This window comes from Brevibacillus sp. (assembly GCF_003521185.1).
Classification (GTDB): domain Bacteria; phylum Bacillota; class Bacilli; order Brevibacillales; family Brevibacillaceae; genus Brevibacillus; species Brevibacillus parabrevis.
This window is the reverse complement of the sequence record NZ_DOTK01000031.1, coordinates 29,519-56,401: the sequence shown is the minus strand read 5'-3', so window position 1 is coordinate 56,401 and position 26,883 is coordinate 29,519. Positions and strand designations below refer to the sequence as shown.

At 53.4% G+C, this 26,883-nt stretch carries 25 protein-coding genes and 1 other RNA gene; 2 read left to right on the top strand and 24 right to left on the bottom strand.

Annotated features, from left to right (window positions below; translation table 11 throughout):
- Positions 1-41: 41 nt before the first annotated feature.
- The 10 genes from DEP07_RS07650 to DEP07_RS07605 form a co-directional block, all read right to left on the bottom strand.
- Complete coding sequence (locus DEP07_RS07650; protein ID WP_217022427.1) at positions 42-686, bottom strand: O-methyltransferase; 645 nt, start codon at positions 684-686, stop codon at positions 42-44.
- 71 nt (positions 687-757) lie between these two features.
- On the bottom strand, positions 758-1,858 hold the full coding sequence (gene mltG, locus DEP07_RS07645) for an endolytic transglycosylase MltG (protein WP_173597451.1): 1,101 nt from the start codon (positions 1,856-1,858) through the stop codon (positions 758-760).
- A gap of 130 nt (positions 1,859-1,988) precedes the next feature.
- Complete coding sequence (locus DEP07_RS07640; RefSeq protein ID WP_173597452.1) at positions 1,989-3,446, bottom strand: CoA-acylating methylmalonate-semialdehyde dehydrogenase; 1,458 nt, start codon at positions 3,444-3,446, stop codon at positions 1,989-1,991.
- Positions 3,447-3,470: 24 nt separating this feature from the next.
- On the bottom strand, positions 3,471-4,361 hold the full coding sequence (locus DEP07_RS07635; RefSeq protein ID WP_173597500.1) for an NAD(P)-dependent oxidoreductase: 891 nt from the start codon (positions 4,359-4,361) through the stop codon (positions 3,471-3,473).
- Positions 4,362-4,891: 530 nt separating this feature from the next.
- Positions 4,892-6,370, bottom strand: a complete 1,479-nt coding sequence (locus DEP07_RS07630; protein ID WP_287102322.1) for a sigma-54 interaction domain-containing protein — start codon at positions 6,368-6,370, stop codon at positions 4,892-4,894.
- An 82-nt stretch (positions 6,371-6,452) separates the two neighbouring features.
- Complete coding sequence (locus tag DEP07_RS07625; protein ID WP_005832492.1) at positions 6,453-6,743, bottom strand: DUF1292 domain-containing protein; 291 nt, start codon at positions 6,741-6,743, stop codon at positions 6,453-6,455.
- Positions 6,744-6,749: 6 nt separating this feature from the next.
- Positions 6,750-7,166 (bottom strand): Holliday junction resolvase RuvX, encoded by a 417-nt coding sequence (ruvX, locus tag DEP07_RS07620; RefSeq protein ID WP_122964184.1) that lies wholly within the window; start codon positions 7,164-7,166, stop codon positions 6,750-6,752.
- A gap of 9 nt (positions 7,167-7,175) precedes the next feature.
- Positions 7,176-7,436, bottom strand: coding sequence for an IreB family regulatory phosphoprotein (locus tag DEP07_RS07615; RefSeq protein WP_063230247.1), 261 nt, complete (start codon positions 7,434-7,436; stop codon positions 7,176-7,178).
- 124 nt (positions 7,437-7,560) lie between these two features.
- The gene (gene alaS / locus DEP07_RS07610) at positions 7,561-10,209 is read right to left on the bottom strand and encodes an alanine--tRNA ligase (protein ID WP_173597454.1); all 2,649 of its coding nucleotides are present in this window, start codon (positions 10,207-10,209) and stop codon (positions 7,561-7,563) included.
- 321 nt (positions 10,210-10,530) lie between these two features.
- Entirely contained in the window at positions 10,531-11,595 is a 1,065-nt protein-coding gene (locus DEP07_RS07605; protein ID WP_287102321.1) for an AI-2E family transporter, read from the bottom strand.
- Positions 11,596-11,967: 372 nt separating this feature from the next.
- Between DEP07_RS07605 and DEP07_RS07600 the strand changes: the two genes are divergently transcribed.
- A complete protein-coding gene (locus tag DEP07_RS07600; protein WP_122964299.1) occupies positions 11,968-12,654 on the top strand; it encodes a TerC family protein in 687 nt (228 codons plus the stop codon).
- A 120-nt stretch (positions 12,655-12,774) separates the two neighbouring features.
- Here the strand turns inward: DEP07_RS07600 and DEP07_RS07595 are convergent, their stop codons facing one another.
- From DEP07_RS07595 to cymR, 9 genes are all read right to left on the bottom strand, one after another.
- The gene (locus DEP07_RS07595) at positions 12,775-12,969 is read right to left on the bottom strand and encodes a hypothetical protein (protein WP_229049892.1); all 195 of its coding nucleotides are present in this window, start codon (positions 12,967-12,969) and stop codon (positions 12,775-12,777) included.
- Positions 12,970-12,999: 30 nt separating this feature from the next.
- Positions 13,000-13,206, bottom strand: coding sequence for a hypothetical protein (locus DEP07_RS07590; RefSeq protein ID WP_005832479.1), 207 nt, complete (start codon positions 13,204-13,206; stop codon positions 13,000-13,002).
- A gap of 18 nt (positions 13,207-13,224) precedes the next feature.
- Positions 13,225-13,722 carry a PRC-barrel domain-containing protein gene (locus DEP07_RS07585; protein WP_287102320.1) on the bottom strand — a complete coding sequence of 166 codons (498 nt, stop codon included), beginning with the start codon at positions 13,720-13,722 and terminating at the stop codon, positions 13,225-13,227.
- 75 nt (positions 13,723-13,797) lie between these two features.
- On the bottom strand, positions 13,798-16,059 hold the full coding sequence (gene recD2 / locus DEP07_RS07580) for an SF1B family DNA helicase RecD2 (RefSeq protein WP_173598612.1): 2,262 nt from the start codon (positions 16,057-16,059) through the stop codon (positions 13,798-13,800).
- 102 nt (positions 16,060-16,161) lie between these two features.
- A complete protein-coding gene (locus DEP07_RS07575) occupies positions 16,162-17,826 on the bottom strand; it encodes a methyl-accepting chemotaxis protein (RefSeq protein WP_173597457.1) in 1,665 nt (554 codons plus the stop codon).
- A gap of 234 nt (positions 17,827-18,060) precedes the next feature.
- On the bottom strand, positions 18,061-18,438 hold the full coding sequence (locus DEP07_RS07570) for a DUF4183 domain-containing protein (protein WP_122964191.1): 378 nt from the start codon (positions 18,436-18,438) through the stop codon (positions 18,061-18,063).
- A gap of 105 nt (positions 18,439-18,543) precedes the next feature.
- A complete protein-coding gene (locus tag DEP07_RS07565; protein ID WP_173597458.1) occupies positions 18,544-18,924 on the bottom strand; it encodes a DUF4183 domain-containing protein in 381 nt (126 codons plus the stop codon).
- Positions 18,925-19,060: 136 nt separating this feature from the next.
- A complete protein-coding gene (locus DEP07_RS07560; RefSeq protein WP_287102319.1) occupies positions 19,061-20,209 on the bottom strand; it encodes a cysteine desulfurase family protein in 1,149 nt (382 codons plus the stop codon).
- Positions 20,210-20,242: 33 nt separating this feature from the next.
- Entirely contained in the window at positions 20,243-20,662 is a 420-nt protein-coding gene (cymR, locus tag DEP07_RS07555) for a cysteine metabolism transcriptional regulator CymR (protein WP_287102318.1), read from the bottom strand.
- A gap of 98 nt (positions 20,663-20,760) precedes the next feature.
- Here cymR and DEP07_RS07550 point away from each other — a divergent pair, with 98 nt between their 5' ends.
- The gene (locus DEP07_RS07550; protein WP_167470284.1) at positions 20,761-20,934 is read left to right on the top strand and encodes a hypothetical protein; all 174 of its coding nucleotides are present in this window, start codon (positions 20,761-20,763) and stop codon (positions 20,932-20,934) included.
- Positions 20,935-20,949: 15 nt separating this feature from the next.
- Here the strand turns inward: DEP07_RS07550 and DEP07_RS07545 are convergent, their stop codons facing one another.
- From DEP07_RS07545 to hisS, 5 genes are all read right to left on the bottom strand, one after another.
- Positions 20,950-22,308: an AAA family ATPase gene (locus DEP07_RS07545; protein ID WP_122964194.1), complete on the bottom strand. Its 1,359-nt coding sequence runs from the start codon at positions 22,306-22,308 to the stop codon at positions 20,950-20,952.
- Positions 22,309-22,314: 6 nt separating this feature from the next.
- Complete coding sequence (locus tag DEP07_RS07540) at positions 22,315-23,070, bottom strand: tRNA threonylcarbamoyladenosine dehydratase (RefSeq protein WP_122964195.1); 756 nt, start codon at positions 23,068-23,070, stop codon at positions 22,315-22,317.
- A 69-nt stretch (positions 23,071-23,139) separates the two neighbouring features.
- A non-coding RNA gene (gene ssrS / locus DEP07_RS07535) (6S RNA) lies at positions 23,140-23,321 on the bottom strand.
- Positions 23,322-23,371: 50 nt separating this feature from the next.
- The gene (aspS, locus tag DEP07_RS07530; protein ID WP_287102317.1) at positions 23,372-25,162 is read right to left on the bottom strand and encodes an aspartate--tRNA ligase; all 1,791 of its coding nucleotides are present in this window, start codon (positions 25,160-25,162) and stop codon (positions 23,372-23,374) included.
- Positions 25,163-25,192: 30 nt separating this feature from the next.
- Positions 25,193-26,473, bottom strand: coding sequence for a histidine--tRNA ligase (hisS, locus tag DEP07_RS07525; RefSeq protein WP_173597460.1), 1,281 nt, complete (start codon positions 26,471-26,473; stop codon positions 25,193-25,195).
- Between the last annotated feature and the right edge of the window lie 410 nt (positions 26,474-26,883).

Genomic DNA, 26,883 nt, shown 5'->3' with positions numbered 1-26,883 from the left:
CACATGTCCCCTTCCTCATGCTGCGTCCATCCTTTTTTGCCCTACGGCTGTATCTTTTTCTTCAGGCTGACAGCCAATCCGTCTCCTACCGGAATGAACGTCGTCTCCAAATCCGGTCGCTCCGCCAAATGGGCGTTGAATGCGATCAGCTTGTCCACCATCGGCTTCTGTCTCTTTCCAGCCTCTTCCGGTGTCGCCACCAAACCGCGGAACAGCACGTTATCGCTGATCACCAGCCCGCCTTCTTTCAGCAGCGGCAAATACAAATCGAGAAACGCCCGATACTGTCCTTTTGCCGCGTCGATAAACAGACAGTCAAACTGATAAGAATCAGGCAAGCCGAGCGTCGCGTCGCGGGAAAGAATTTCAACCCGTTCTGCGCAGCCTGCTTCCTGTACATTTGCCCGTGCCCGGGTCAATCGGTCTTCATCTATGTCCATCGTGACAATCCGCGCCTGTGGTGCCGCTTCGGCAAGCCAAATGGTCGAATAGCCGATTGCCGTCCCCACCTCCAGAATCGCTGCGGGGCGATGCAGCAAAAGCAGCATTCTCATCACCTGAGCGGAAGCGAGCTGAACGATCGGAATATTTTCCTCGGCCGCTTCCTGTTCCAGCCGCGCGAGCAGCGAAGAACGTTCCGGAACCAGGCCCGACACGTAGTCGTCAATTGCGGGATTGGTTATCATGCTTTCACTCCTCTTTCGTTACAACCGCATTATTATAGCATACCTTGCAAAAAAGAACAGGGGAAACCTGGTTAGTTTCCCCTGCTTTTTGCATCATTTGCGTTGTGCTCGGAAAGTGTTTTGGAAAAGTAATGTTCCGAGGTTCCGTCTTTTTTCGTCACGTAGAAAAAGAAGTCGTGCTTCGCTGGATTGACAACCGCCGCAAGCGATGCCCGACCCGGGTTTGCGATTGGTCCCGGCGGCAATCCAGGGTTCGTGTACGTATTGTACGGACTTTTTACCTTCAAGTCGTCATACGTCAGCCGATCACGTTGCTTGCCCAGTATAAACTGCACGGTAGCGTCTGCCTGCAACGGCCACTTGTCCCGGATGCGGTTGAAATAAACACCCGCGACGAGCGGACGTTCTTTGTCCACGGTCACTTCCCGCTCGACGATGGACGCAAGATTGACCACTTCGTCCATGGTCAGCCCACGCTGCTTGATCAGCTCGTTCCATTCCGGCTGCCATTCCTTGGCAAACTGAGCCAGCATGCGGGACACGACATCATGGGCCGTCGAATCTTTTTTCACTTCGTACGTCTCCGGGAAAAGGTATCCTTCGAGGCGGTGCTTCCGGTTTTTATCTTTCGGAATTTCCGCTACAAAAGCAAACTCGGGGAACTCTCCTTCATTCACTTCTTTCAGGAAGGCTGCTTTTTCCACAATTCCTTCCTTGTCCAGATGCTCGGCAATCTGCTCAATATTCCAGCCTTCCGGGATCGTAAAACGCTCGGCGTTGACGACCGTTTTTCCCTCGGCCATCGCCGTGAGCATATCGTCAATGGCTTGTCCTGTTGTAAACTGGTATTCTCCCGCTTTCAGCTGCGGTCCCACGCCTTTGTACTTCACGTAATACTGGAACAGATCGGCATTGCGGATAAGCCCTTGCTCTTCCAGCAGTCTGCCGATTTCCCGCGCGGAAGAACCGGTGGGGATCGTCACGTTTTTGGCTTCTTGCGGACCATCTACGGGTTGCAGCCCGTTGTACACGTACCACGCTGCCCCTCCTGCGGCCAACAAGCCAATGAGAAACAAGGCGACGAGCCACATGACAATTCGTCCGCCCCGTCTGCGCCGATACGTGGCAGGTCTTTCCGATCTGAAATCAGACTTCGCTGACATTGGTTTCAAGCTAGAAATCCTCCCTTTAGGGTCTCTTCTCTCCATCCCGTCTATTATACAAGAGCTGACTTTCGCTGTCACTGTATACGATTTTTTGGCGAAAAGAGAAGAATTGGGAGGATTTCTGCTCAAGACCCGATTAGAACCAGCGGGCCGTCACTGTTTTTTTGCGGGTGTAGAACTGCACCCCATCCGTTCCGTTTGTGCCCAAATCGCCGTAAAACGACGCCTTGTTGCCTGCAAAAGAGAAAAACGCCATCGGAGCCGGAACATTCACGTTCACCCCGATCATTCCCGCGTCGATATTTTCACGGAAATGCCGCACATGCTCTCCCGATGTTGTGTAAAGCACGGCTCCATTGGCAAAATCCGAGCGGTTCGCCAGCTCGATTGCTTCATCCAGGCTTTTGACACGAACAATGCTTAAAACGGGAGCGAAAATTTCGTCCTGCCAGATTTTCATCTCCGGCGTCACCCCGTCAAAAACGGTCGGCCCCAAATAGTAGCCGTCCGGCAGCTCCTGCATCACGCTTCTGCCGTCCAGCAGCAAACGCGCTCGCTGCGCCTCCCCGCTCTCAATGTATCCGAGCACACGCTGGCGATGGGCGTCCCGAATCAGCGGAGCAACGAACGCCTCCTCGTCTTGCGTATCTCCTGCTTTCAGCTCCTGCGCGGCTTCCAGCAGCTTTGCGGTAAATTCATCCGCGATGTCTTCCATGACACATACGACAGACGTCGCCATGCACCGCTCTCCCGCGCTGCCGAAAGCGCCGTTGATGATTCCCTGCACGGTTTTCTCCATGTGGCAGTCTGCCATGACGACCGCGTGGTTTTTCGCTCCCGCCAGCGCTTGAACCCGCTTGCCATGAGCTGCTCCGGTTTTGTAGACATACTCGGCCACCGGCTGGGAACCGACGAACGAAACCGCTTTGACGAGCGGATGGACCAGCATGCCGTTCACGACGTCGTGGGCGCCGTGCACCATGTTCAGCACGCCTTTTGGCAATCCAGCCTCCATCATCAGCTCAACCAGTCTTTCCGCAAGCAGCGGCGTGCGCTCGGATGGCTTCAGCACAAACGTGTTGCCGCACGCCAGCGCCAGCGGAAACATCCAGAGCGGGATCATCATCGGAAAATTGAACGGAGTAATTCCTGCCACGACTCCGAGCGGATAGCGGTACATGACGCCCTCGATTCCTGTCGCGATTTCCGGCAGCGATTGTCCCATCATCAGTGTAGGAGTGGCTGTCGCAACCTCCAACGCCTCGATCCCGCGCTGTACCTCGCCACGGGAGTCTTTGATGTTTTTGCCGTTTTCTTGCGTAATAATGACAGCCAGCTCTTCCGCTTCCTGCACAAGCAGTTGATGATAGCGGTACAAAATCCGCGTGCGATTGGGCACGGGCGTTTTGCGCCACCAGGAAAACGCTTCGCTCGCCGCCTTCACAGCCTGATCGAGTTCTTCCCGGGAAGACAGCGGAACCTGCGCGATGACTTCGCCTGTGGCTGGATTGATGACGGCTTCCGATTTGCCGGAGCTGCTTTGCACCCACTCTCCGTTGATGAAGTTTTTTACCTCTTTGACTGCTGTAACCATGAACAACTCTCCTCTCTCGTGGCACTACGCCTGAATTTTCCGCTGTGCGGCTTGCACGTAGGAATACAGCGCCGCCATGTCCTGCTCGCCGAAGCCCGCTTGCTGCGACTTCTCGTACAGGCTGATCAGCTCGGCTGTGATCGGCAAATCCAGACCAGCCTGCTCGGCCATCTCCTGGGCGATTTTCAAGTCTTTCAGCAGCAAATTCAAGGAAAAGTGCGGCGCAAAGTCGTTGGTTGCGATAAAGCTTTTATAGTTGCGCTCGTAGATGCGACTCTGTCCGTAGCTGACATTCAATATCTCGAACAGCTGGTCGAGGTCGAGCCCCATTTGCGCCGCCAATGTTACGCCTTCACTGACCGCAGATGTATAAAACCCGATCAGCAAGTTGTTGATCAGTTTGACCGCCGTTCCGCTGTCGACTCTCGCCCCGACGTGAAAAATATTTTGACCGAGCGCAGCGAATATCGGCTGCATCTGGTCGAACAAGTTCTTTGGTCCGCCCACCATGATGGTCAACGTCCGATTTTTCGCCCCAATGACTCCGCCACTGACAGGAGCAGCCAAATAGCCGACTCCTTTCGCTTGGCAAGCCACTGCCAGCCGCTCATTCAGCCCAGGTGTCACGGTGCTCGTATCCACGAGAATCTGCCCTGCTCTCGCATGCTCCAGTATCCCGCCCGCTCCGGTGTAAACGCTCTCAACAATCCCCGGCGAGGGCAAGCTCGTCAAAACGACCTCTGTCTGTTTCACAACCTCTTCAATCGTCAGTCCCGCAACTCCGCCAGCGGCCGCAAACTCCTTTTCCGCGTCTGGATTGACGTCGAAGCCATATACCGCATACCCGCTGCCAAGCAAGTTTTTGGACATAGGCATCCCCATATTGCCCAGACCAATCATGCCAATTGCAGGCAAACTCGACATAGTGAACTCCTCCTTTTTTCTAAAAGATGAGGGGTTAGACGGATGCACTACGGCAGATGCCTCTGTCTGTTCCTGAGTCTAGCGGTCACTCCGCCTATCCCTAAATCAAAGGCGCTCTTTACTTCTCCTAATCGTAGGCACACCCGCCCCTCCTAAGTTCAGGACGCTATTTGCCTCTTCCTAGGTCGCAGACACATCCGCCTCGCCAAGTCCAAGGCGCTTTCTCCCTCTCCTAAAATCGCAGGCACGCCCCGCCTCCCTATGTCCCGGACGCTCTTTGCCTCTTCCTAGTTCGCAGACACATCCGCATCTCCAAACCCAAGGCGCTCTCTACCTCTTCCCTAAATCGCAGCGACATCCCGCCTCTCCCCCCTCCAGAAAGCAAACTCCGTGCCACGACGTTTTCACCGCTTCATCCTTGCTTTCTTTCGACCAACTGTCCAAAAAACACAAAAAGTGTCTAGACAATTACACCGAATCGTCTAGACACTTTTTAATCGCCGCCCCCGTTCTGCTACCTATCAGCTAATTTGATACTTGCTCAGCTTGTTGTAAAGCGTTGCCCGGGAAATGCCGAGCTTTTTGGCTGCTTTCGACTTGTTCCCTTTCACTTCATGCAGCGCTTCCAGAATACGCTTCTTTTCCGCCAAAGCCCCCTCTGCTCCGCCTCCATCAGCCTGACTCAGCGGCGTCCCGGCTTGCCGATCACGCTGGGGCAAGGCTGCTTCGGCAAAGCCTGTTCCCCCGCAAAAGACCGCAGGCAGGTCACTCGTCCGTATCCGATGGTCCTCCGACAAGGTGACAAGGCGCTCAACTGTGTTGACCAGCTCGCGTATGTTGCCAGGCCAATCGTAGTTGATCAACAGTGACATGGCTTCTTTGTCGATGTCTTTTGGCGGCATGTTGTTTTTCTTGCTGAGCGCCTGCAACTGGGCCGCGATCAACAAAGGAATGTCCGTTCTTCTTTGCGCCAATGGAGGAATGACAATCGGAATGACGTTCAGGCGGTAATACAAATCTTTGCGAAAAGTCCCCTCCCGCACCCTGTCTTCCAATGAATGATGCGTAGCCGCAACCAGCCGAAAATCGACGGGAATGCTCTTGATTCCCCCGACGCGTTCCACCTCGCGCTCCTGCAAGACCCGCAAAATTTTCGCTTGCATGTGCAGCGGCATGTCGCCAATCTCGTCCAGAAAAAGCGTTCCTTTGTTTGCCAGCTCGAACTTGCCCGGCTTTCCGTCTTTTTTCGAGCCGGTAAAAGCGCCTTCCTCGTAGCCGAACAGCTCCGACTCCAGCAAATTTTCCGGGATGGAGGCACAGTTGACGATTACGAGCGGGCCATTTTGGAACGGGCTTAGCGAGTGAATCGCTTTGGCAAACAGCTCCTTGCCCACTCCGCTCTCCCCGTTCAGCAAAATCGTGGCAGACGTCTGGGCCGCTCGCCGCGCGACTTTTTTCGCCTCTGCGATCGCTTCGCTCTCCCCGATAATCTGGTCAAATGTCACTTTGTTGTTTTTCGGCCTAGGCGCCTCGATCACAATTCGGCTATCCCCGATTTTCTCGTGCAGCACTTGCATGCGGTCAAAAATTTGGTACAGCTCCGACACCCCTTCAAAAATCAGCATGCCAACGGCGCCGATGACCCGGTTTTCTTTCCAGATCGGGATGCGGTGAACGACCATATCCTGCCCGAGCAGTCTGTGCGCCTGGTTTCTTTCCGGTATTCCGGTTTGCAGCACGACAGGCAAGCGCGTATTTTCGATCACCTCTTCCACGTAACGGCCGATGACATCTTCTTTTCGCACGCTGATAAATCGGCAGTACGCATCGTTCATCATGCGGATGTAGCCGTGCTCATCCACGATCGTAATGCCCTCGTACGCTGTATCGAAGCACACCTTGAACCATTCGATTGAATTTTCCAACTCCTGTATCCGTTTTTCGGCTTCCTTGTACTTTTCCCAAATCAGTTCGGAGCCGTACTCGATTAGGCCATCCATCTCGCTTTCTCCTCTCTGTTTGACTTCGGAAGCAAACAGCCTTGCCGATAAAAAAAGAGAGGGCATCTGCCCTCTCTCGTTGTTAAATCCCGTCTTTCTCCAAATCAGCAATCAATGTTTCGAAGGTAGCTTCTACTTGCTCCCACTCTTCGTCGTCTTCGATTGGCTGAAGCATGTCTGTACCGTCATAGCGCAGGAAGTGAACCTCGTACTCTTCTTCTTCCTCCTGATCGACTGGAACGAGCACCAGATAGCTGCGGTCTTCGATATCAAAAATATACATGATCCGAAAATCTCGCGGCTCCTCTGTTCCCTCTTCTGTCAGGGCAATCACGTCGCCTACTTCAAATTCTTCCATCATCTCTTCACTCACTTAGGGTCACCTCGATTTCGCGTCCAAAAATCCTTGCAGGATCAATGTGGCCGCCATTTTGTCAATTACTGTTTTGCGCTTTTGGCGACTGACGTCCGCAGAAATCAGCATACGCTCTGCTGCCATCGTCGTCAAACGCTCGTCCCACATGTGGACAGGAAGAGATGTCCGTTCCTCCAAAAGCTTGCCAAATGCCTGGCACATCTCGGCGCGCGGCCCGATTGTGCCATTCATGTTTTTCGGCAAGCCTACTACGAAAGCACCTACTTGATATTGCGCTACCAATTCCTGAATGCGGGCAAAGTCTTTTTCCTTGGACTGCCGCTTGATGGTCTCCACCCCTTGGGCGGTCCATCCCAGCTCATCGCTGACAGCAATTCCAATCGTCTTGTCGCCTACATCCAATCCCATCAATCGTGTCATGTTCAAGGTCTACTTGCGCTCGGACAAGTAAACGGTCACCAACTCTTCTATGATTTTGTCCCGTTCCAGTTTGCCAATCAGGCTGCGCGCGTTGTTGTGGCGAGGGATAAACGCCGGGTCGCCAGAAAGCAAGTAACCGACGATCTGGGTGATCGGGTTGTATCCTTTTTCTTGCAGGGCTTGGTAAACCTCTGTCAATGTTGCCTGCACTTCCGCCGCATTCGCTTCCTTGGGCACCGTAAACTTCATGGTATTATCCAACGAACTCACAATCAACACCTCGATTTCCTTCAAGACTTAAAGGTTGTATTGGCTTTTCGCTTCCATAACTTTATTCGACCCGGATGGAACCTACTCCTTGTCGATTTTGCAAAAATTGTTGGCGGGATTTTCGTTATTTCGCTACTGCCTGGCTTTTGACAAGCTCCACTACCGCATCCAATGCTTCTTGCAGCTTGGAAGGATCTTTTCCGCCCGCTTGCGCCATGTCAGGACGACCGCCGCCACCACCGCCGCAACGAGTAGCCACTTCCTTGATAATTTTTCCGGCGTGAACGCCTTGATCCATCAAATCTTTGGTGACACCTGCTACCAGGTTGACTTTCTCGCCATCAACAGAGCCAAGCACGATGACAGCAGAGCCAAGCTTGTTCTTCAGCTCGTCTACCATGCCGCGCAGGTTGTCCATGTCAGAAGCGGATACGCGTGCAGCGAGCACGTTCATGCCGTCTACCTGCTTCAGCTGATCGGTCAGTGATGCCGCTTCGATGTTGCCCAGTTTCGCGCGCAACGATTCGTTTTCACGCTGCACTTCTTTCAGCTGCTGCTGCAAGCCTTCCACACGTGCAGGCGCTTCTGCCAGTACAGGTGCTTTCAGTGCGTGAGCCACTTCTTTGAGCGTCGTGAACTGCTGGTTCAGGAACTGGTAAGCCCCGCGTCCTGTCACCGCTTCAATCCGGCGTGTCCCTGCGCCGATGCCGCTTTCGCTGACCAGCTTGAACAGTCCGATTTCCGCTGTGTTATTGACATGGCATCCGCCGCAAAGCTCGAGGCTGTAGTCGCCGACTTTGACAACGCGCACGACATCGCCGTACTTCTCGCCGAACAACGCCATCGCGCCCATCGCTTTTGCTTCTGCCAAAGCTTTGTTGGAGATTTCGACAGTCAGGTTCTCCCACACTTTTTCATTGACGATAGCCTCGATGCGCTCCAGCTCTTCTGCTGTGATCGCACTGATGTGAGTGAAGTCAAAGCGCAGACGCTCCGGTGCTACCAAAGAACCTGCCTGGTTGACATGCGTGCCCAGCACGTCTTTCAGCGCTTGGTGCAGCAAGTGGGTAGCTGTATGGTTTTTCGTAATCGCCAGGCGCGCTTCGCGGTTTACTTCCGCGCGGACTGTATCGCCTTTGCGCAGCGTTCCTGCTTCGACGATGACCGAGTGCACGTTTTGGCCCATTGGACCTTTTTGCACATCTGTCACGCGAGCTTTGACGGAGTCGGACACCAAATATCCTTCATCGTTGATCTGACCGCCGCTCTCTGCATAAAATGGCGTCTGGTCCAGAATCACTTGCACAGTCTGGCCTTCTTCCGCTTCTTCAGCCAATTGGTTGTCGAAAATGATCGCTTCGACTTTTCCTGTTGCTACCAATTCAGTATAACCAACAAACTGGCTTGTAACCGTCAATTCGGACAATGGACCTCCCTGGATTTGCATGCTGTCCACGTCTTGACGGGCAGCGCGGGCACGCTCGCGTTGTTCCTCCATCGCCTTGTCGAAACCGTCGCGATCTACGCTCAAGCCTTGCTCGTTCGCGAAGTCTTCTGTCAAGTCAACCGGGAATCCGTACGTGTCGTACATTTTGAATACGTCTTGTCCGGACAGTTGGGTTTGGCCGCTTTCTTTTGCTGCCTTCACCATGTCGGACAAAATAGCCAAGCCATCGTTCAATGTTTCGTGGAAGCGCTCTTCCTCGGCACGGATGACTTTTTCAATAAACGCGCGTTTTTCTACAACCTCTGGGTAGAATTCGCCCATCATGGTGCCGACTGTTTCTGTCAGGCTGTACAGGAACGGTTTTTCCACACCCAGCTTTTTGCCCATCCGCACAGCACGGCGCAGCAGACGGCGGATGACATAGCCGCGGCCTTCATTGGAAGGAAGCGCTCCATCCCCGATGGCAAACACAACCGTACGCGCGTGGTCAGCGATCACTTTCAGCGCTACGTCAAGCTCAGGGCTTGTCTTGTATTTCACACCCGAAATCGCGCTCGTTTGCTCAATCAGCGGGAACAACAGGTCTGTTTCAAAGTTGTTGTCGACACCTTGGATAATGGACGCCATCCGCTCCAGCCCCATGCCAGTATCAATGTTTTTCTTGGGCAGTGGCGTGTAGGTGCCATCCGGGTTGTGGTTAAACTGGGAGAACACCAGGTTCCACACTTCCAGATAACGCTCGTTCTCGCCGCCCGGGTACAGTTCCGGGTCGCTTGGATCGTTGCCAAACGCTTCGCCGCGATCGTAGAAAATCTCCGTGTTCGGGCCGCTCGGACCTTCACCGATATCCCAGAAGTTGCCTTCCAGACGAACGATGCGCTCCTCGGGAACTCCGATTTTTTTGTTCCACAGCTCAAACGCTTCCTCGTCTTCCGGGTGGATTGTGACGGAAAGCAGCTCTGGATCGAAGCCGATCCATTTCGGGCTGGTCAAAAACTCCCACGCCCACTCGATCGCCTCTTCTTTAAAATACTCCCCGATGGAGAAGTTGCCCAGCATCTCGAAGAAGGTATGGTGGCGAGCCGTCCGGCCAACGTTTTCAATATCGTTGGTACGGATTGACTTTTGCGAATTGGTGATGCGCGGATTGTCCGGGATGATGCGTCCGTCAAAATACTTTTTGAGCGTCGCTACACCACTGTTGATCCACAGTAAGGAAGGATCGTCGATTGGCACCAGGGGAGCACTCGGCTCAATGCGATGTCCTTTTTCCACAAAAAAGTCAAGGAACATCTGGCGAATTTGATTGCCTGTCAGCTTCTTCATCTGCATTCTCCTCTATTCTGAAAATAAATAAAAAAGCTCCCATCCCCTCAGGGACGAGAACTGTTTTTCTCGCGGTACCACCCTGCTTACAGGCTCTCTTGCACGCCAAACGGCGCGACAGCCTGTCGCTTTATGGGCATCTAACGGTCCCAACCCGCCGGTTTTTGCCCGGTCTTAGGAGTAGCCTTCCGTTGCACTTCTTCTGAGCGCCCTCTCAACCGTGAAGCGCCCTCTCTGTAGAAGGTTTGCAGCGTACTCGTTCCCTCATTGATCAAGCCTGTACTCATCTGTTCGTATTATAAATTTTTTTCCTGACCCATGTCAACTTTCATGCATCATCACAGCGATTCGGCTGATGACAACTTTGCAAACGGCGAGTACGGGCACAGCCACGATCAGCCCGATAATCCCTCCGATCGTCTCCCCGACAAGCAAGGCCACGATAATCGTCAGCGGATGCAACTGCAAGGAGCGCCCCACGATGTTCGGCGACAGGATGTTGCCTTCCAGCACTTGAATGACGAGATTGACGGCGATCACGAACAACAGCATTTTGGTCGAAATCGTCAGCGCGACGACAATCGCAGGCGCCGCCCCGATCAATGGCCCGATGTAAGGAATGATGTTCGTCAAACATACCACAGCGGCGAGCACGAACGGATACGGCATGCCGATCAGCCAGTAGCCGAGATAAGCCAGCACCCCGACGACCAACGCAACGATCATCTGGCCGTGTATGTAATTCCCGAGCGATTCATTAATGTCCCGCAGGACGACCAGCACTTGTTTGCGGTACGGCTTCGGAACGATGGACATGCCTGTTTCGTGCAGTTCCTTCATGTCTTTTAAAAAATAGAAGGCAATAAACGGGACGATCGCAAAGGCAAACAGCTTGCCCAGCGACTGGCGGGCATTGTTGACGAACTTGGTCACGGAGTGGGACATCCCTTCCTGCGACTGGATAATCACCCGATCCACCCCGTGGGAGATACTGTCTGGCAAAAAGTATTTGTGCGCCTCCCATTCGCTCATCCACGTGTAGTACCAGTCCATCAGCCGCGGCAAGTCATCGGACAGCTCCACGAGTTGATTGGTAAAGACGGGAATCGCGTTGATGACCGCAATCGTAATCACCAGTACAAAGGAAGCGTAAATCAGCAGAACGGCCATCAGCCGCGGGACTCTGCGCTTTTCCAGCAGCTGCACGACCGGATGAAGCAAATACGCAATGACCAGACCCAATATAATGGGAATCAGCACTTCCTCCAAAAGGGCGAACAACTGCCCGAGGACCGAACGGAGCATCCACAGCAGATTGCCGATGACGAGCAGCGCAATCAACCAGAGAGCAGCCGCAAAAAGGCGGCTACGCCGCAATTCATCCACGAAGGACACCTCCTCTCCATTTCCATTAGGGTGTGTTCTTCGTACAAAATTCATGTAACCTATTGACACCTTCCAAGCATCGATAGTAGTATGGAGTTACAAGAGGATATCTCCAAAGGGGAGTAGCTTTTTCGCAACATAGTCGTCATTACGGGAGAAATCCCCGGCTATGTTGGCAACATTTTTCTAATGTTGTAAGCAAGACCTTTGCCTAACAGGTAAAAGGTCTTTTTCTGTTTTCAAACGACCTTCGCCTGTCCAGGGAAAGGTCGTTTTCTTTTGTGCCCCTTTACATACAATATGGGAGGTATCTAGAAAACGGCCCGGTGGATGACTCATTTTTCCAAACAGGAAGAGGAGGAGGAATTGAACATGGAACTATTGTTACAACCTGAATTTTGGTCGGCGCTGCTTGCGATCATCGTCATCGACCTGGTCTTGGCCGGAGACAACGCGATTGTCATCGGGATGGCTGCACGCAACCTTCCAGCCCATCAGCAGAAAAAAGCGATCATCTGGGGAACGGTGGGCGCGATTATTATCCGGGCTTTGGCAACACTTGCAGTAGTGTGGCTGCTGAAAATTCCGGGCTTGCTGCTCGTAGGTGGCTTGATTCTGTTGTGGATCGCCCTCAAACTGCTCGTCTCCGATGACGGTCACGAGAATATGAAGGCAAGCGGAAGTCTTGGCGCAGCGATCTGGACGATTATCGTAGCGGATACCGTAATGGGTCTGGACAACGTTATCGCTGTTGCCGGTGCCGCACATGGCGACTTTCTTCTGGTGATCATCGGACTGATCATTAGCGTTCCGATCATGGTCTGGGGAAGCACGATGATTTTGAAATTCATGGAGCGTTTCCCTGTCGTGATTTACGTCGGTGCGGGCGTCCTCGCTTACACGGCTGCAAGCATGGTAACGAGCGAGAAGTTTTTGGCCCCGTTCTTTACCGCTTATCCGTGGGTCAAATGGGTGTTCATCGTTGCCGCTGTCGTCGGCGTCCTGCTGATTGGACGCATGAAAAGCCAGCAGCAAAAACGACTCGCCGAACAAAACTGACAAATAAACGTAGGCTCCGTCGCCATCCGTGCGACGGAGCTTTTTTCTGCACAAAAAAAAGCACCCGAACTCATACTATGTTCAGGTGCTTATGAACGTTCCTGTGAGCGTCATCCCCCGTTAACGGGTTACGGCGCGCATCAGCTTGCGCCCTGTCTTCAGCATGCGCGTCACATCACGCATGGAAAACGGCAGCTGATTCCAATTCAGTGAAAACCGACTGCGGCGGCGCGGAGCCATCAAATAGCCAATGACAGCCACAATTCCGCTTGTGGCAAGGACGCGCAAAAGGCTTCGTGTAAACAAGCGTGCCACCTCCAGTTGTTTTTCCTGCGTAAGCAGTTGCTACATGTTCAGTTGAGCAGAGACAGTTTGATCTTCAATAAACAGATCGTTGAGCGAATGCAAAGAACCGTCTTCTTCCACCTGGTAGACAGAAGCAATCTGCTCGTTGGAAACGCTCATTTCTATAAAGCAATTCCAGCAGTAGTATTGATTGGTTCCAATCTTCCCTACGTCTTTGGAACTGCAGTTCGGGCAAATGACACGCATCACGCTTTTCCTCCCTTATCACGCCTGGATACGAACAAAGTCCGGCACGATCAGGTTTTCTTCCCCGATGATGACGGAAGCTGGGGCAGACAAACGCTTGCGACCTTCTGTCACGTCCGCAAACCAGCCATTGGACAGTTCGTACCCTACAAGTTTCTCCCAGTTCGATGAAAAGTAAACATCTTCCAGCCTGCCAAGGAGTTCTCCGGAAGCGGTAATGACCGCTTTTCCTTTTAGCTTTGATTTTCCCGTCACGATGCCGACAGGCTCAAATCCGGCGAGATGAGGCAAGGGCGTGATTGCGTTTTTACCCGATACGGTAAGGCAGGATTCCCCTACCGCATGAATCTGTTCGGTAGGAATGTAGGTGCCAGAATGGAACCAACCCTGTTCGCTCAGCAAGACTCCTCGTACATGCCAAGTGGAGTCGCAAAGAATGTCACGAACGGTGCCGAGCGTCTCTCCCGTCTGGAGGCAAACTACTGGCAAACCGACTGCATCCATTGCCTTGCGCATGTGGGACATCCCCCTTCCGCTCCTTTAGTATCGGGCGAAACGGACATGTCCATTCGGCGCAAATGGTTCCAGCTTTCAATCCTGCTTGAGCCGTTCTTCCAAAAAGCTGTACCGCACGCCTTCCTCGTCCGTTTCCACGGCTGCGCGAAAAGCATCTGGCTCCCCGCACATAATGAGGAAAGACTTGCTCCGGGTAATGCCCGTATAAACGAGCTTGCGCCGCAGCATCCGGTAATAGCTTCTGACAAACGGCATGACTACGATCGGAAATTCGCTCCCCTGTGATTTGTGTACGGAACAGCAGTAGGCAAGCGTCAACTGATGGTAATCGGAACGCTTGTACACCACTTCCCGATTGTCGAAGGCAGCGACCAGCATTTCCTGGTTTTCTGCGTTCTCATTCGGGAAAAAAATCGCAACAATTTCACCCATATCGCCGTTGAACACCTGTTCCTCAGCATTATTCACCAGTTGCAGGACTTTGTCGCCAGTGCGAAACGTCGTGTCCCCGAAGGTCACTTCCCGTTTTTGCGGCGTCTTTGGATTAAACAGCTCCTGCAACTCTTCATTCAGCCGGTTCACCCCGGCATTTCCTTTATAAATAGGTGCCAAAACCTGTACATCTTTTGCCGTATATCCTTTTTTTACGGCTCCAGAGCAAATTTGTTTCACTGCTTCCGGAACTTCTTGTGGCGAACTTGTGAAAAATCGCCGATCCGGTGTCGTATCGAGCAAATCTGCCGGGACGTTGCCTTTGCGCACATCGTGGGCGAGCCGGATAATCGTCGACTCCTCCGCCTGCCGATAAATCTCCGTAAGCTGGGCCAGCGGCAACAAGCCGGAGCGGATCATATCGAGCAGGACGTTTCCCGGGCCGACGGACGGCAGCTGGTCGGGATCGCCGACCATAATAATTTGCATCTCATCCGGTACGGCACGGAACAACTGGTTCGCCAGCCAAATATCGACCATCGACATTTCGTCCACAATCAACAGCCTGCCGCGAATCGGATGCTCGGCGTCGTGCTCGAAGCTCTCCCCTTTGTAGCCGAGCAGGCGATGAATCGTCATGGCTGGCAAGCCAGTCGTCTCCGTCATCCGCTTGGCAGCCCGTCCGGTTGGCGCAACGAGCAAGATCGGAAAAGGATTTTCTTCGTTGTATTTTTTCAGGTCGAGTGACAGGCCGTGCAGCTGCGAAAAGACGCGGCAAATCCCGCGAATTACCGTTGTTTTCCCCGTTCCCGGTCCCCCCGTCAAAAGCATCAGCCCGGATGTAATCGCCTGCTCGATCGCGTCTCGCTGCGTCTGGGCGTACGTGATACCCAGTTCATCCTCTACGGCTCCCAGCGCACGGTAAAATTCAGAGGTAGGAAACGAGCCGAATGAGTCCCGCTGCGCGAAATGACGCAGCCTTTTTGCCAACCCAAGCTCGGCAAAAAACAAGGAGGGCAAGTACACGCGCTCGTCTTCCCAGGCAATTTTGCTCGCGACAAACATGTCCTCGACCGCACGGGTAATGTCTTCTGCGACAAACAGATGTCCGCCGCATTCCAAAAGCAGTGCCAATGTTCTTTCGCAAAGCTCTTCGATCGGCAAATAAACATGGCCTTCCGAATAAGACGCTTCCTGGAGCACAAACAGCGCCGCTGCCTTGACGCGCTCTTCCGAAGATGCGGCTATCCCGGTAGCACGCGCGATATCGTCCGCCCGCTTGAAGCCGATCCCGACGATATCTTCGATCAGCCGGTACGGTTCTTCCTTGAGCACAGTCATCGTCTCCAGCTTGTACGTCTGGTAAATTCGCAACGCCATGTTCACGCCAATCCCGAAGTCGTACAAAAATACCATCGCGCTCTCCAGCGAACGATGCTCCAGCACAGACTCGTAAATGATTTTGGCGCGCGATTCGGAAATCCCTTGAATTTCTGCGAGCCGCTCCGGATAATCGGCGATAATCGCCAAGGCATCTACGCCGAGATGTTCCACGATTCGTTTGGCCATTTTTTTCCCGATGCCCTGAAACAGTCCACTGGCCAAATACCGCTCCACGCCCGACAATGTCTTCGGCGTCTCTCGCTCGTATCGCTTCGCCACGTACTGCTGCCCGAAGCGAGCATGCGTTTTCCACTCGCCGTAGAAGGTGTATAGCTCATCCGGATGAGGACGAGGGAAGTTGCCGACAATAATGACTTCTGATTCTTTGATCGCTTCAGTAGTCTCCTCTATCTTTAGACGAATAACTCCGTACCATGTTTCTTCATTGTAAAAAATTTCTTGTGAAATAAATCCGCGAATATAGTTTTCCGCAAACAGGGAGATTGATTGTTGTTCTTCCATCTCACCTTCTCCTCTCTTGCTTGCTCCAAGCACGTTCAAAGTGGCACGAACAGAAAAATCCACTTTAACAGGGAAAGTGGATTTTTCTCGCAGTCATACGTTTTAAATTGTAAAGCGTTTTACTTGGTCTGACAACTGTTCAGCCATTTGCGCCAATGTTTCCGCAGCCGCCGTCATCTCTTGCGTCGTCGCGGTCTGTTGTTCGGACGCTGCCGCTACCTCTTGCGTATCTCGTGCCGCCGTGTCAGCCAGCTCCGCAATTTTATCCGAGTGCGCAACCAGTTTGACCGTATCGCGATGAATCCCTTGGGCCGCCTCGTTCATCCGGTACACTTGCTGACTGACATCCTGGACGGCCACCAAAATTTGCTGGAAGCTTTCTCCGGCGATGGCTACTCCCCCTCTGCCTTCCTGGACGGCTTCGGTTGTCGTTCCCATCGCGTGCACCGCATCCAAAATATCGGTATGAATCGCATGGATCAGCGAAGCAATTTCTTCTGCCGCATGTCCTGACTGTTCTGCCAGCTTGCGTACCTCTTGCGCAACGACTGCAAAGCTTTTTCCTTGTTCACCTGCGCGGGCAGCTTCAATCGCTGCATTCAGCGCAAGCAGATTGGTTTGATCAGAAATTTGCCGGATGATCGTAATAATTCCAATAATTTTTTCCGATTGCATTCCCAGTTCCCGGATGACTTGCTCTGTGTTCCTCGCATGATTTGTGATCTGATCCATTTCCTGAACAAGTTCTTTCAGCTTGCCTTCGCCATCTTGCGCCAAAAGGAACGCCTGCGTCGCATCCGCATTGACCCGCTCCGTGGAAGAGGCGATTTCTTGGATATCGCCGCCGATGTGCGACAAAGATCGAGTGGTATCCGATACGGTCTGTTTCTGCTGCTCCGAGCCCATGGCGATCTCGGTTGAAGCAAGCGAGATTTGCTCGGCAGCCCTGGCACTCTCTGCTGCACTCGCTGTCAACTCCTCGGATGCCGCCGCAACCTGCTGGGAGACACGCTGCACTTCACTCAGCATTTTACAAAACACTTCCATCATCTCGTTGTACATAGCTGACAGCTCGCCAAGCTCGTCCCCCGAACGGATTTTCGCACGCTTGGTCAAATCTCCCGTCTCGGCCATTTTCATCGCTGCGACCAGCTCTTTCAGCGGACGAACCAGCCTGCTGACGATAAAAATTCCGGTAGCCAGAGCCACGATTGCACTAATCAGGTTCAAAAGGAACATCATCGGACGGCTGCTCTCGATCGTCGCCAGCAAATCGTTCTGGTAGCTGCCAATCGCGAGAATCCAGCCGTTCGGCAACTCTTCGTACACGGTCAACTTCGTAGCTCCCTGGAACTCATACTCCAGCCAGCCGCTCTTTTTCGCCAGCATCTCTTGCATGAACGCTTCGCCCGCGAGCGATTTGTTTTGCACGTTCGGGTCCGGGTGGAAGATCGGGACTCCGCTGGCATCCGCGATATAGGCATAGCCAACCATGCCATTCGGCTTATAGTAGCTCTCTGCCACCTCGCGAATGATCTCGTCAATTTTTTGTCTATTGCTGTCGCTGATCGTTGTGTCCTGCGTGTAGGGAACCAGCTCCCGGGCCTTCATTTGGGTTATGTATTGCAAATCGGAAACGGTCAGTCTGTAAACCGCATTCCGTGCGTTTTCAAACTGGATGTACCCGACTACCATCAATGGAAGCATGGTCAGGAAGAGAATGGTAAGCACCAGTTTGTAGCGAATCGAGATACGTCTGGCAATCATGAATAATTCCTCTCCTTTTGCTGGACGAAAGCGCTTTCGTTCTTCCGGCCTGGTTCTACGGAATCATTCTAACATTGTTATCCACTATTAACCACAATTGCCACACAATTAGAAAATTTGGAGCGAAAAACAAAAGCAGATTGCTTTTTTTGCTTGCAATCTGCACCGAACTGTTATCTGTAGTTTTTCCTTTTATTCCCTCATTTTCCATGTGTGCTGTGGTACGCTGCGCCGTCAGCTCACTGTTGTCGACGACGTAGGAGCATAGCTGACAATTTCCAGTACAATGACGGTACTGAGTGCGATCGTTTGCCCCGACGGCACGGTAATGTCCAGCTTCCCTACTCCCGATCCACCCGGAGTATAAGTGGTAAGCCCGCCCATTTGCATGATCCCGTTAATGTAGACGTTATAGTAGCTATTGTTTGCCGGAAGGGTCGGGAGAGAGGTAGCCGTTGTACCCGCATCCGTTTGAAAGTCCCCTACATTTATGGTCAACGTCGCCGGTCCGACGACAAGAGCCAATGTTCTGCGAAAAAAGCGCGTCACGGTCGGAACCGCATTCGTTGTCGTCGTAGCTGTGACCACGATCTTCAGTATCTCAAGCGCCATCATCCGTCCTCCTTTTCGTTGCTACTCTATTTTATTGAGCAAGCTGCGAAGAAGTGTTGGACAAGTGACGTAATCATCCGCCTTATTTTCCGTCGCGAACGAACGCTACGATGCGGCAATGGCAATGAATTGCAGGACGATGCTCACATCTTTGCCTAGAGGCTCTTTTGTCAGCAGCCGCAGTCTGCCTTTGGCTACTTCATAGAGGACAGGAGGCTGGATCATCCCGTTGATAAACAAGTTCACCAACGAAACGCAGTCTGGATCAAGAATCCCGCTGGTCGTGTACGGCAACCAGGCGTCCTCGTCGGTGTAGACCCGCTTTGTCCCATCCGCGATCGCACAAAAGTAATGACAGTCCGCTTTCAGATGCGTTTGCTTTTGCTGCCTTTCTTGCTTTTCCAGCTCTGGCTCCGCACAAAGTCTGGTCGCCTTCTCTGCTTCGATTTTTTTCGCTTTTGCCTCAGATGCTTTGTCCGTGAACATACTCTCACCTTTTTCAACCGACGTCAGTAGTAGCGTATGTTTGCGAAAAGCCGTTGGAATCCGGCAGGCAACCATTTTTTGGACAGGAAAAAACCGCTCAGGGACATAACCCAAGCGGTTCGTTTGTCGTTGAAGGCTATTTGCTTCGGGCGAGACGGCTCACGATTTGCGCCACAGCCTGCGCTGCCTGTTTTGCTTCTTCTACCGTGTTGGTAATGCCAAAGCTGAAGCGGATGGCGGATCGGGCAATCTCATCGGCAAGCTTCATCGCCACGAGTACATGCGACAGTTCCAGCGACCCGGACGTGCAGGCAGAGCCACTCGCAGCTGCGATGCCAACCAAGTCGAGGTTCATCAGCATCGTCTCGGTGTGAACGCCAGGGAAGCTGACATTCAAAATATGCGGGAGCACATGCTCGGGATGACCGTTTACATGGTAAGCGATGTTCGCCTCTTGCCAAACCGCGAGCATGACTGCCTTCATCTGCTCGTATTTGGCTACCCGGTCCGCCCTCTCCTCTGCGGCAACCTTCGTCGCTTCTGCAAAGCCGACGATTCCCGCCAAATTCTCCGTTCCCGCCCGGCGCTTGCGCTCTTGGGAGCCGCCGTACAAAATCGGAGACACCGGAATCTTGCGTCCGAGGTACAGGGCGCCAACGCCTTTTGGCCCGTTGATTTTATGCGCGGACACGGACAGCATGTCCACAGGCAACTCGCTCACTTGAAACGGCAGCACGCCAAATGCCTGAACGGCGTCTGTATGAAAAATAATGCCTTTTTCCCGGAGGAAGTTCCCGATCTCTACGATGGGTTGAATCGTTCCCACTTCGTTGTTGCCGTACATGATCGACACAAGCACCGTATCGGGACGAACAGCCTGCTGCAAGTCTTCCATGCGGACAGAGCCTGTCTCATCTACGGGCAAATACGTGACGTCAAACCCTGCCTGCTCCAAATACTCGCAAGCGTGCAGGACGGCATGATGCTCGATTTGCGTCGTAATGACATGGCGGCCGCGTTCGCGCTGGGCCATCGCCCCGCCGATAATCGCCATATTGTCCGCTTCCGTGCCGCCGCTCGTAAAAATGAGCGATTGCGCTTCGGCACCCATGAAGCTGGCAATCGCATCCCGCGCTTGCTCCAATGCTTTGCGCGCCTCGCGACCGGCACCGTGGACACTGGACGGGTTGCCGAATACTTGCGTCAAATACGGAGTCATCGCTTCCAGCACTCGCGGATGTACCGGAGTCGTGGCAGCGTGGTCAAAATACAACATGTCAGACACTGTGTCACCTTCTACTAGCTTGGTAGCTGTTGCTTAAATGTAAAACATATAGTTATCGGAATGCCCGTCGTCTTCGAAGCTGATCAAATCCTGAAGCGAAGTCGCTTCCAGCACCGCAGAGATGCTGTCGCGAATGCGCAGCCACAGATGGCGTTTGGCCGGATCTTCTTCTTCTGCAAACTCGACCGGACTGATCGGTCCTTCCAGTACGCGGATGACGTCGCCTGCGGATATTTCGTCCGGCTGTTTCGCCAGCACGTAGCCGCCGTAAGCTCCGCGAATACTTTTCACCAATCCTGCGTTGCGCAAAGGCGCGATCAACTGCTCCAAATAATGCTCGGACAGGTCGTGCTTCTGGGCAATGCTGCGCAAGGAAGTCGGCCCTTCTCCAACACGGTTGGCCAGTTCCATCATGATCGTCAGTCCGTAGCGTCCTTTCGTAGAAATCTTCACGTAGCAACTCTCCTCTTATTCTTGGGTTTACCCACTCCCTTAGCTTACATGACTTGAGCGTCCTGGGACACACTAGCATCTTAGGGGGTGAAAGCAAAATGGCGACAAACAAACGCTCAGAACGAGGACGCAACCACCCGTCCGACACGTTGTACGAACAGCCTGCGGGCACCATTGCCCACAAAGCCCGCTACGGGGCGAGCGAACAGAGCAAACAGCCGAACGAAAACGGTGACTTGCCGAACAAACCCGGCGGAGACGTCCGCACCTAACTTCACCCTCCCCCTTTATTCGGGGGAGTTTTTCTTCGGCAATCCACGGTTATCCAGCTTTTGTCTCTCTTCCTGAAAACGCCGGATATGACGCTCATAGCCAAAGTCCTTTGGCTGGTAAAACGAATAATGTACACCGTCAGGCAGATACTGTTGGGGCACATAACCGTACGGATAGTCGTGCGGATACAGATATCCCTGACCGTGTCCCAGCTTGGCTGCGCCCTTGTAAGCCGAGTCTCGCAAGTGGATAGGAACCTGCTTGTGGCCGTCGGTGCGAATTCGGTCCAGCGCAGAGTTGATCCCGTTGTATGCGGCATTGCTTTTCGGAGCTGTAGCCAAATACGTCGTCGCTTGCGCCAGCGGGATTCGTCCTTCAGGCATCCCCACCAATTCTACCGCTTGGAAGCAGGCTACCGCAACCGAGATCGCCTGCGGATCGGCATTTCCAATATCCTCGGAAGCCGAGATGACCAGTCGGCGCGAAATAAACCGCGGGTCTTCTCCGGCATCGATCATCCTCGCCAGCCAGTATAGCGCAGCATCCGGATCGGAACCGCGTATCGACTTGATAAAAGCGGAAATCGTGTCGTAGTGGTTGTCGCCGCTTTTGTCATAGCGCACGGCGCGGCGCTGGATCGACTCGACCGCTACATCGAGCGTTACGGTCACTCTCCCGTCCGCTCCGGGCGGCGTCGTCATCACAGCCAGCTCCAAGGCGTTCAGCAAACGTCTGGCGTCTCCTTCTGCGTACTGGATCAAATGCTCCGCCGCTTCCTTCGTCACGTTGACAGACAGTTCCGCCAATCCGTTCTCTTCATCTGCGAGCGCGCGATCCATGACCTGCTGCAATTCCTCGTGCGAAAGCGACTGGAGCGAAAACACTTGCGAACGCGACAAGAGCGCCGGATTGACCTCGAAAAAAGGATTCTCCGTCGTCGCCCCGATCAAAATGATCGTGCCTTCCTCTACATAAGGAAGCAGCGCATCTTGCTGGGACTTGTTGAAGCGATGAATCTCATCGACGAACAAAGTCGTGCGCTGGTTGTCCATCACGAGTCTTTCCTTGGCCGCCTCAACGACTTTGCGAATGTCCGCCACTCCTGCCGTTACGGCGTTCAACTCGGAAAAATGCGTGCGGGTCGTCCGGGCAATCACTTTTGCCAAGGTCGTTTTTCCCGTCCCGGGCGGCCCGTAAAAAATGAGCGACGATACTTGATCGGCTTCAATCGCCCGGCGCAGGAGCTTGCCTGGCGCGAGAATGTGGGATTGGCCGATCACTTCCTGGATCGTCTTTGGACGCATGCGTGCAGCGAGCGGCTTTTGCTTGCTGCCGCCCTCTTCTTCATAAGCAAACGAAAACAGATCGTTCATGCTACCCTATCCTTTTATCGGCTGCCAGTCCAGCAAGTCACGCACGACGACGCTGGCCAAAATCAGGCCCGCTACGGACGGAACAAACGCGTTGCTCGCTGGAGGCTGCCGCACTTTGCTAATCGGTGAATCCGGGTTGGAAACGATTTTCTCACGCACATCTGTGCGCACGTTTACAGGAATCTCTCTTGAATAGACGACCTTGACGCCTTTGTAGATGCCTTTTTTGCGCAGCTCGCGGCGAATGACCTTGGCGATCGGATCGTAGCTCGTCTGGGAAATATCCGCTACTTCAAACCGGGTCGGGTCCATTTTGTTGGCAGCGCCCATGCTGGAGATAACCGGGATGTTGCGGCGTTTGGCTTCCTGGATCAGATGCAGCTTGGCAGACATCGTATCCATGGCGTCTACGATATAGTCGAGTTCATGGGCAAACAGCTGCTCATATGTCTCCTCGTTGTAAAACATGTTGAGCGTCACGACTTCGCACTCGGGATTGATCGAAGCGATGCGCTCCTTCATCAGTTCTGCCTTTTTTTGTCCAATCGTGTTCAGTGTCGCATGAATTTGCCGATTAATGTTCGTGATGTCAACGGCGTCCTTGTCCACCAGCACAAGCTTGCCTACACCTGTACGCGCCAGCGCTTCCACTGTAAAGGAACCGACACCGCCGACTCCGAGAACCGCGACGCAGCTATTTTTCATTTTTTCCAAACCTTCGGGACCGAAGGCCAATTCACAACGGGAAAATTGATGAAGCATCGTTCGTTTCACCTTTCATTCGCAAGTAAGATAATTGTCAATCGGAAAAGTAGGAATCACAAAGAAAAAAGGAGCCCCATTATGCCGTGTAGCTCCTTAGTTTTGAACCTGCTAATCGCAGGTGGGTGTCTTGCCCAACTGTTACAGACGTCCACTCGACGGAGGCATGCCTTTACAATTGCGGACGAAAAACTCCCTGAACAAACTTTGTGGCTCAAAACTATCGGATGTCACGAACATCGCAGGGCTTTGTAGATAGTATTACCAATGTATCAAACAGCAATGCAGTTGCGCAAGTCGATTACGCTTCTACCTTTTCTTCTGCTGTCACGATTGTTGCAATCGACAGCTCTTGCAGTTGTTTCGGAGCTACTACATCCGGCGCGTTGACCATCAGGTCGCTCGCACTTGCCGTTTTCGGGAACGCGATCACTTCACGCAGGTTGGTACGGCCAGCCAGGAGCATGATCAGACGGTCCAGACCGAGGGCGATTCCGCCGTGTGGAGGTGTACCGTACTCGAATGCATCGAGGAGGAAGCCGAATTGCTCATGCGCTTCTTCCAGTGTGAAGCCGAGCGCCTTGAACATTTTTTCTTGCACGTCGCGTTTGAAAATCCGCATGGAACCGCCGCCCAGCTCGTAGCCGTTGAGCACCATGTCGTACGCTTGCGCACGGATTTGGCCCGGATCGGTGTCGAACAGGTGCAGGTCTTCGTCTTTTGGACGAGTGAACGGATGGTGCAGGGCCACGTAACGTTTGGCATCCTCATCCCACTCTACCAGCGGGAAGTCTACAACCCAGAGGAATGCGAACTTGCTGTGGTCGATCAGGCCAAGCTCCGCGCCCAGCTTGGAGCGCAGTGCTCCCAATGCGTCTGCAACCACTTTCGGCTTGTCGGCTACGAACAGAAGCAGGTCGCCTTCTTCTGCTTGGAGGCGCTTTTTCAGCTCGGTAATTTCTTCTTCTTTAAAGAACTTGGCAATCGGTCCTTTTACTTCGCCATCTTTGAAGCCCATCCAAGCCAAGCCTTTTGCTCCGTAGCGGGAAGCGAATTTGCCCAGGTCGTCTGCTTCTTTGCGGGAGTAGTGACCGCAGCCTTTTGCATTGATCCCTTTTACTTGACCGCCGCCAGATACGACAGAAGCGAACACTTTAAAGTCGCTGTTGACTACGAGGTCGGATACATCTGTCAGCTCCATGCCGAAGCGCACGTCCGGTTTGTCAGAGCCGTAGCGTCCCATCGCTTCCGCGTAAGTCAGACGAGGGAATGGCGTCACGACATCCACGCCGATCGTTTGCTTGAACACGTGAGCGACCATTTTTTCCATCATCGGCAAAATTTCGTCCATCGACAAGAACGACGTCTCGATGTCCACCTGGGTAAACTCAGGCTGGCGGTCAGCGCGCAAGTCTTCGTCGCGGAAGCAGCGGGCGATCTGGTAGTAGCGCTCCAGACCGGACACCATCAAAAGCTGCTTGAACAGCTGAGGGGATTGCGGCAGGGCGTAAAACTCGCCTGGATGCACACGGGACGGCACGAGGTAATCGCGGGCGCCCTCTGGCGTGCTCTTGTTCAAAATCGGTGTCTCCACTTCCAGGAAGCCGTTCTCGTCCAGGAAGTCGCGGAATGCTTTCGCCGCTTTGCTGCGCAGGAACAGGGAACGTTGCATTTCCGGACGGCGCAGGTCGAGATAGCGGTATTTCAGGCGAACTTGCTCATCTACTTCGATGTCGTCTTCGATTTGGAACGGAGGCGTTTTCGCGTCGTTCAAGATTTGAATGTCGGAAATATGAACTTCGACTTCGCCTGTTTTCAGCTTCGGATTGATTGCTTCAGGCGCGCGGTTGACTACTGTTCCTTTTACGACCAGAACGTACTCGCTGCGCACTTTGTCAGCCGCTTCCCAAGCCGCTTTGTTGTGCTCCGGGTTGAATACGATCTGCACGATTCCCGTACGGTCGCGGAAGTCGATGAAAATAACTCCGCCGAGGTCGCGGCGCTTTTGTACCCAGCCGTTCAATACGATTTCCTGTCCTACGTGTGCAGTTGTCACTTCACCGCAGTGTACGGTGCGATATTGCCAAGACATGATGATTTCCCCCACTTTTGCTTTGTTTTGTTAGTTGTTGCCTTGTACTTTTGCGGCAAGCGCAGCTACGAAATCAGCCTGTTTCAGTTCCTGCTGTTCGCCTGTTGCCATTTCTTTCAGAACGACGGTACCGTTTGCCAGCTCGGATTCTCCGATGATGGCCGTAAAGCGGGCCGAGAGGCGATCAGCCTGTTTCAGCTGCGCTTTCATTTTCCGGTCGAGGTAGTCCAGTTCGGCAGCCACGCCTGCTTGACGCAGTTGGTCGACGAGAATAAAGGCGCCTTGTTTGGCTTCCGGTGTCTGTACGACGACGAAGCAGTCAATACCGCCGCTAATCGGCAACTGCACCCCTTGTTTCTCCAGAGCGAGCAGCAAGCGCTCGATGCTCAGTGCGAAACCGATGCCTGGCATATCGTCGCCGCCCAGCTCTGCAACCAGACCGTTGTAGCGTCCGCCGCCGCAAAGCGTTTCCACCGCGCCGATTTCCGCCATTTTGATCTCGAAAGCCGTCAGCGTGTAGTAGTCCAATCCACGAACCAGACGCGGATTGACATGGTACGGAATGTCGAGAGCAGTCAGGTAGCCTTTCACTGCTTCGAAGTGAGCTGCCGATGCTTCGCTCAAGTAATCCAGAATGGAAGGTGCGTCTTTGGTCAATGTTTTGCATTTTTCGTTTTTGCAATCGAGCACGCGCAGCGGATTGCGATCAATCCGGGATTGGCAATCCTCGCACAGCTCGGAGCGTACGCCGTTCAGATGCGCCAGCAAATGCTCGCGGTGGCGAGCGCGGTCTTCTACGGTGCCGACGCTGTTCAGCTCGACAGACAGCCCTGTCAGGCCAAGCTCCTGATACAGGCGAATGGCGAGGCCGATCACTTCTGCATCAATCGCCGGGTCGCTCGAACCGATCGCTTCTGCCCCGAATTGAACGAATTGGCGGTAGCGTCCTGCTTGCGGGCGCTCGTGGCGGAACATCGGCCCCAGATAGTACAGCTTGGTAGGCTGGTTGGGCGATCCGTACAGCTTGTTTTCCACGTAAGAGCGTACGACGCCAGCCGTCCCTTCCGGACGCAGCGTGAGCGCGTCGTTGCTGCGCGGATTTGCTACGCTGTACATTTCCTTTTCCACGATGTCCGTCGTCTCGCCAACGCCTCGCTGGAACAACTCCGTGCTCTCGAACAGCGGCGTGCGAATCTCCGCGTAGTTAAAGCGGCGGCACAAATCGCGGGCTTTTGCCTCTACGTAGTGCCACAACTCTACGGTACCTGGCATGATATCCTGCGTACCGCGGGGAATCTGGATTCTCGTCATTCCTCTCGAACCTCCATGTCTTTTGAAAAACTTGGGCTACGCCAAACCTCCAGGATCAAAGGACCTTTTCTATTTAGCCAAATAAAAAAGCCCCTCGCCTCCTGACATTTAGCAATTCGCCACATGTCAGGGACGAGAGACTGGTTATACTCCCGTGGTGCCACCCTGTTTGAACAGCCTTGTGTATCAAAGGCCATCCCACTTGATTAAGCCGTTAACGCCGGCGCACGCCTGCCAGTTACTGAAGGGAGAGGATTGCTCCTCGCTCGTTCACTGCGGTCTTCAGGGATGTCATTCACCAAGTCGTGATACGAAAGCACTCTCAGCCACGGCGCTTTCTCTCTGGTTATCCGGTTCGTTGGGTACTTGTTCCCGTCATCAGATCTGATTGTATCCAAAAGCTTAATGTG

Bases quoted from the DNA above. Each gene is read 5' to 3' on its own strand.
- DEP07_RS07650 (WP_217022427.1), bottom strand. From the start codon at position 686: ATGATAACCAATCCCGCAATTGACGACTACGTGTCGGGCCTGGTTCCG.
- DEP07_RS07640 (WP_173597452.1), bottom strand. From the start codon at position 3,446: ATGGTTACAGCAGTCAAAGAGGTAAAAAACTTCATCAACGGAGAGTGG.
- DEP07_RS07630 (WP_287102322.1), bottom strand. From the start codon at position 6,370: ATGGATGGCCTAATCGAGTACGGCTCCGAACTGATTTGGGAAAAGTAC.
- ruvX (WP_122964184.1), bottom strand. From the start codon at position 7,166: ATGACACGATTGATGGGATTGGATGTAGGCGACAAGACGATTGGAATT.
- alaS (WP_173597454.1), bottom strand. From the start codon at position 10,209: ATGAAGAAGCTGACAGGCAATCAAATTCGCCAGATGTTCCTTGACTTT.
- DEP07_RS07600 (WP_122964299.1), top strand. From the start codon at position 11,968: ATGGAACTATTGTTACAACCTGAATTTTGGTCGGCGCTGCTTGCGATC.
- DEP07_RS07590 (WP_005832479.1), bottom strand. From the start codon at position 13,206: ATGCGTGTCATTTGCCCGAACTGCAGTTCCAAAGACGTAGGGAAGATT.
- DEP07_RS07585 (WP_287102320.1), bottom strand. From the start codon at position 13,722: ATGCGCAAGGCAATGGATGCAGTCGGTTTGCCAGTAGTTTGCCTCCAG.
- recD2 (WP_173598612.1), bottom strand. From the start codon at position 16,059: ATGGAAGAACAACAATCAATCTCCCTGTTTGCGGAAAACTATATTCGC.
- DEP07_RS07575 (WP_173597457.1), bottom strand. From the start codon at position 17,826: ATGATTGCCAGACGTATCTCGATTCGCTACAAACTGGTGCTTACCATT.
- DEP07_RS07570 (WP_122964191.1), bottom strand. From the start codon at position 18,438: ATGGCGCTTGAGATACTGAAGATCGTGGTCACAGCTACGACGACAACG.
- DEP07_RS07565 (WP_173597458.1), bottom strand. From the start codon at position 18,924: ATGTTCACGGACAAAGCATCTGAGGCAAAAGCGAAAAAAATCGAAGCA.
- DEP07_RS07550 (WP_167470284.1), top strand. From the start codon at position 20,761: ATGGCGACAAACAAACGCTCAGAACGAGGACGCAACCACCCGTCCGAC.
- DEP07_RS07545 (WP_122964194.1), bottom strand. From the start codon at position 22,308: ATGAACGATCTGTTTTCGTTTGCTTATGAAGAAGAGGGCGGCAGCAAG.
- DEP07_RS07540 (WP_122964195.1), bottom strand. From the start codon at position 23,070: ATGCTTCATCAATTTTCCCGTTGTGAATTGGCCTTCGGTCCCGAAGGT.
- aspS (WP_287102317.1), bottom strand. From the start codon at position 25,162: ATGTCTTGGCAATATCGCACCGTACACTGCGGTGAAGTGACAACTGCA.
- hisS (WP_173597460.1), bottom strand. From the start codon at position 26,473: ATGACGAGAATCCAGATTCCCCGCGGTACGCAGGATATCATGCCAGGT.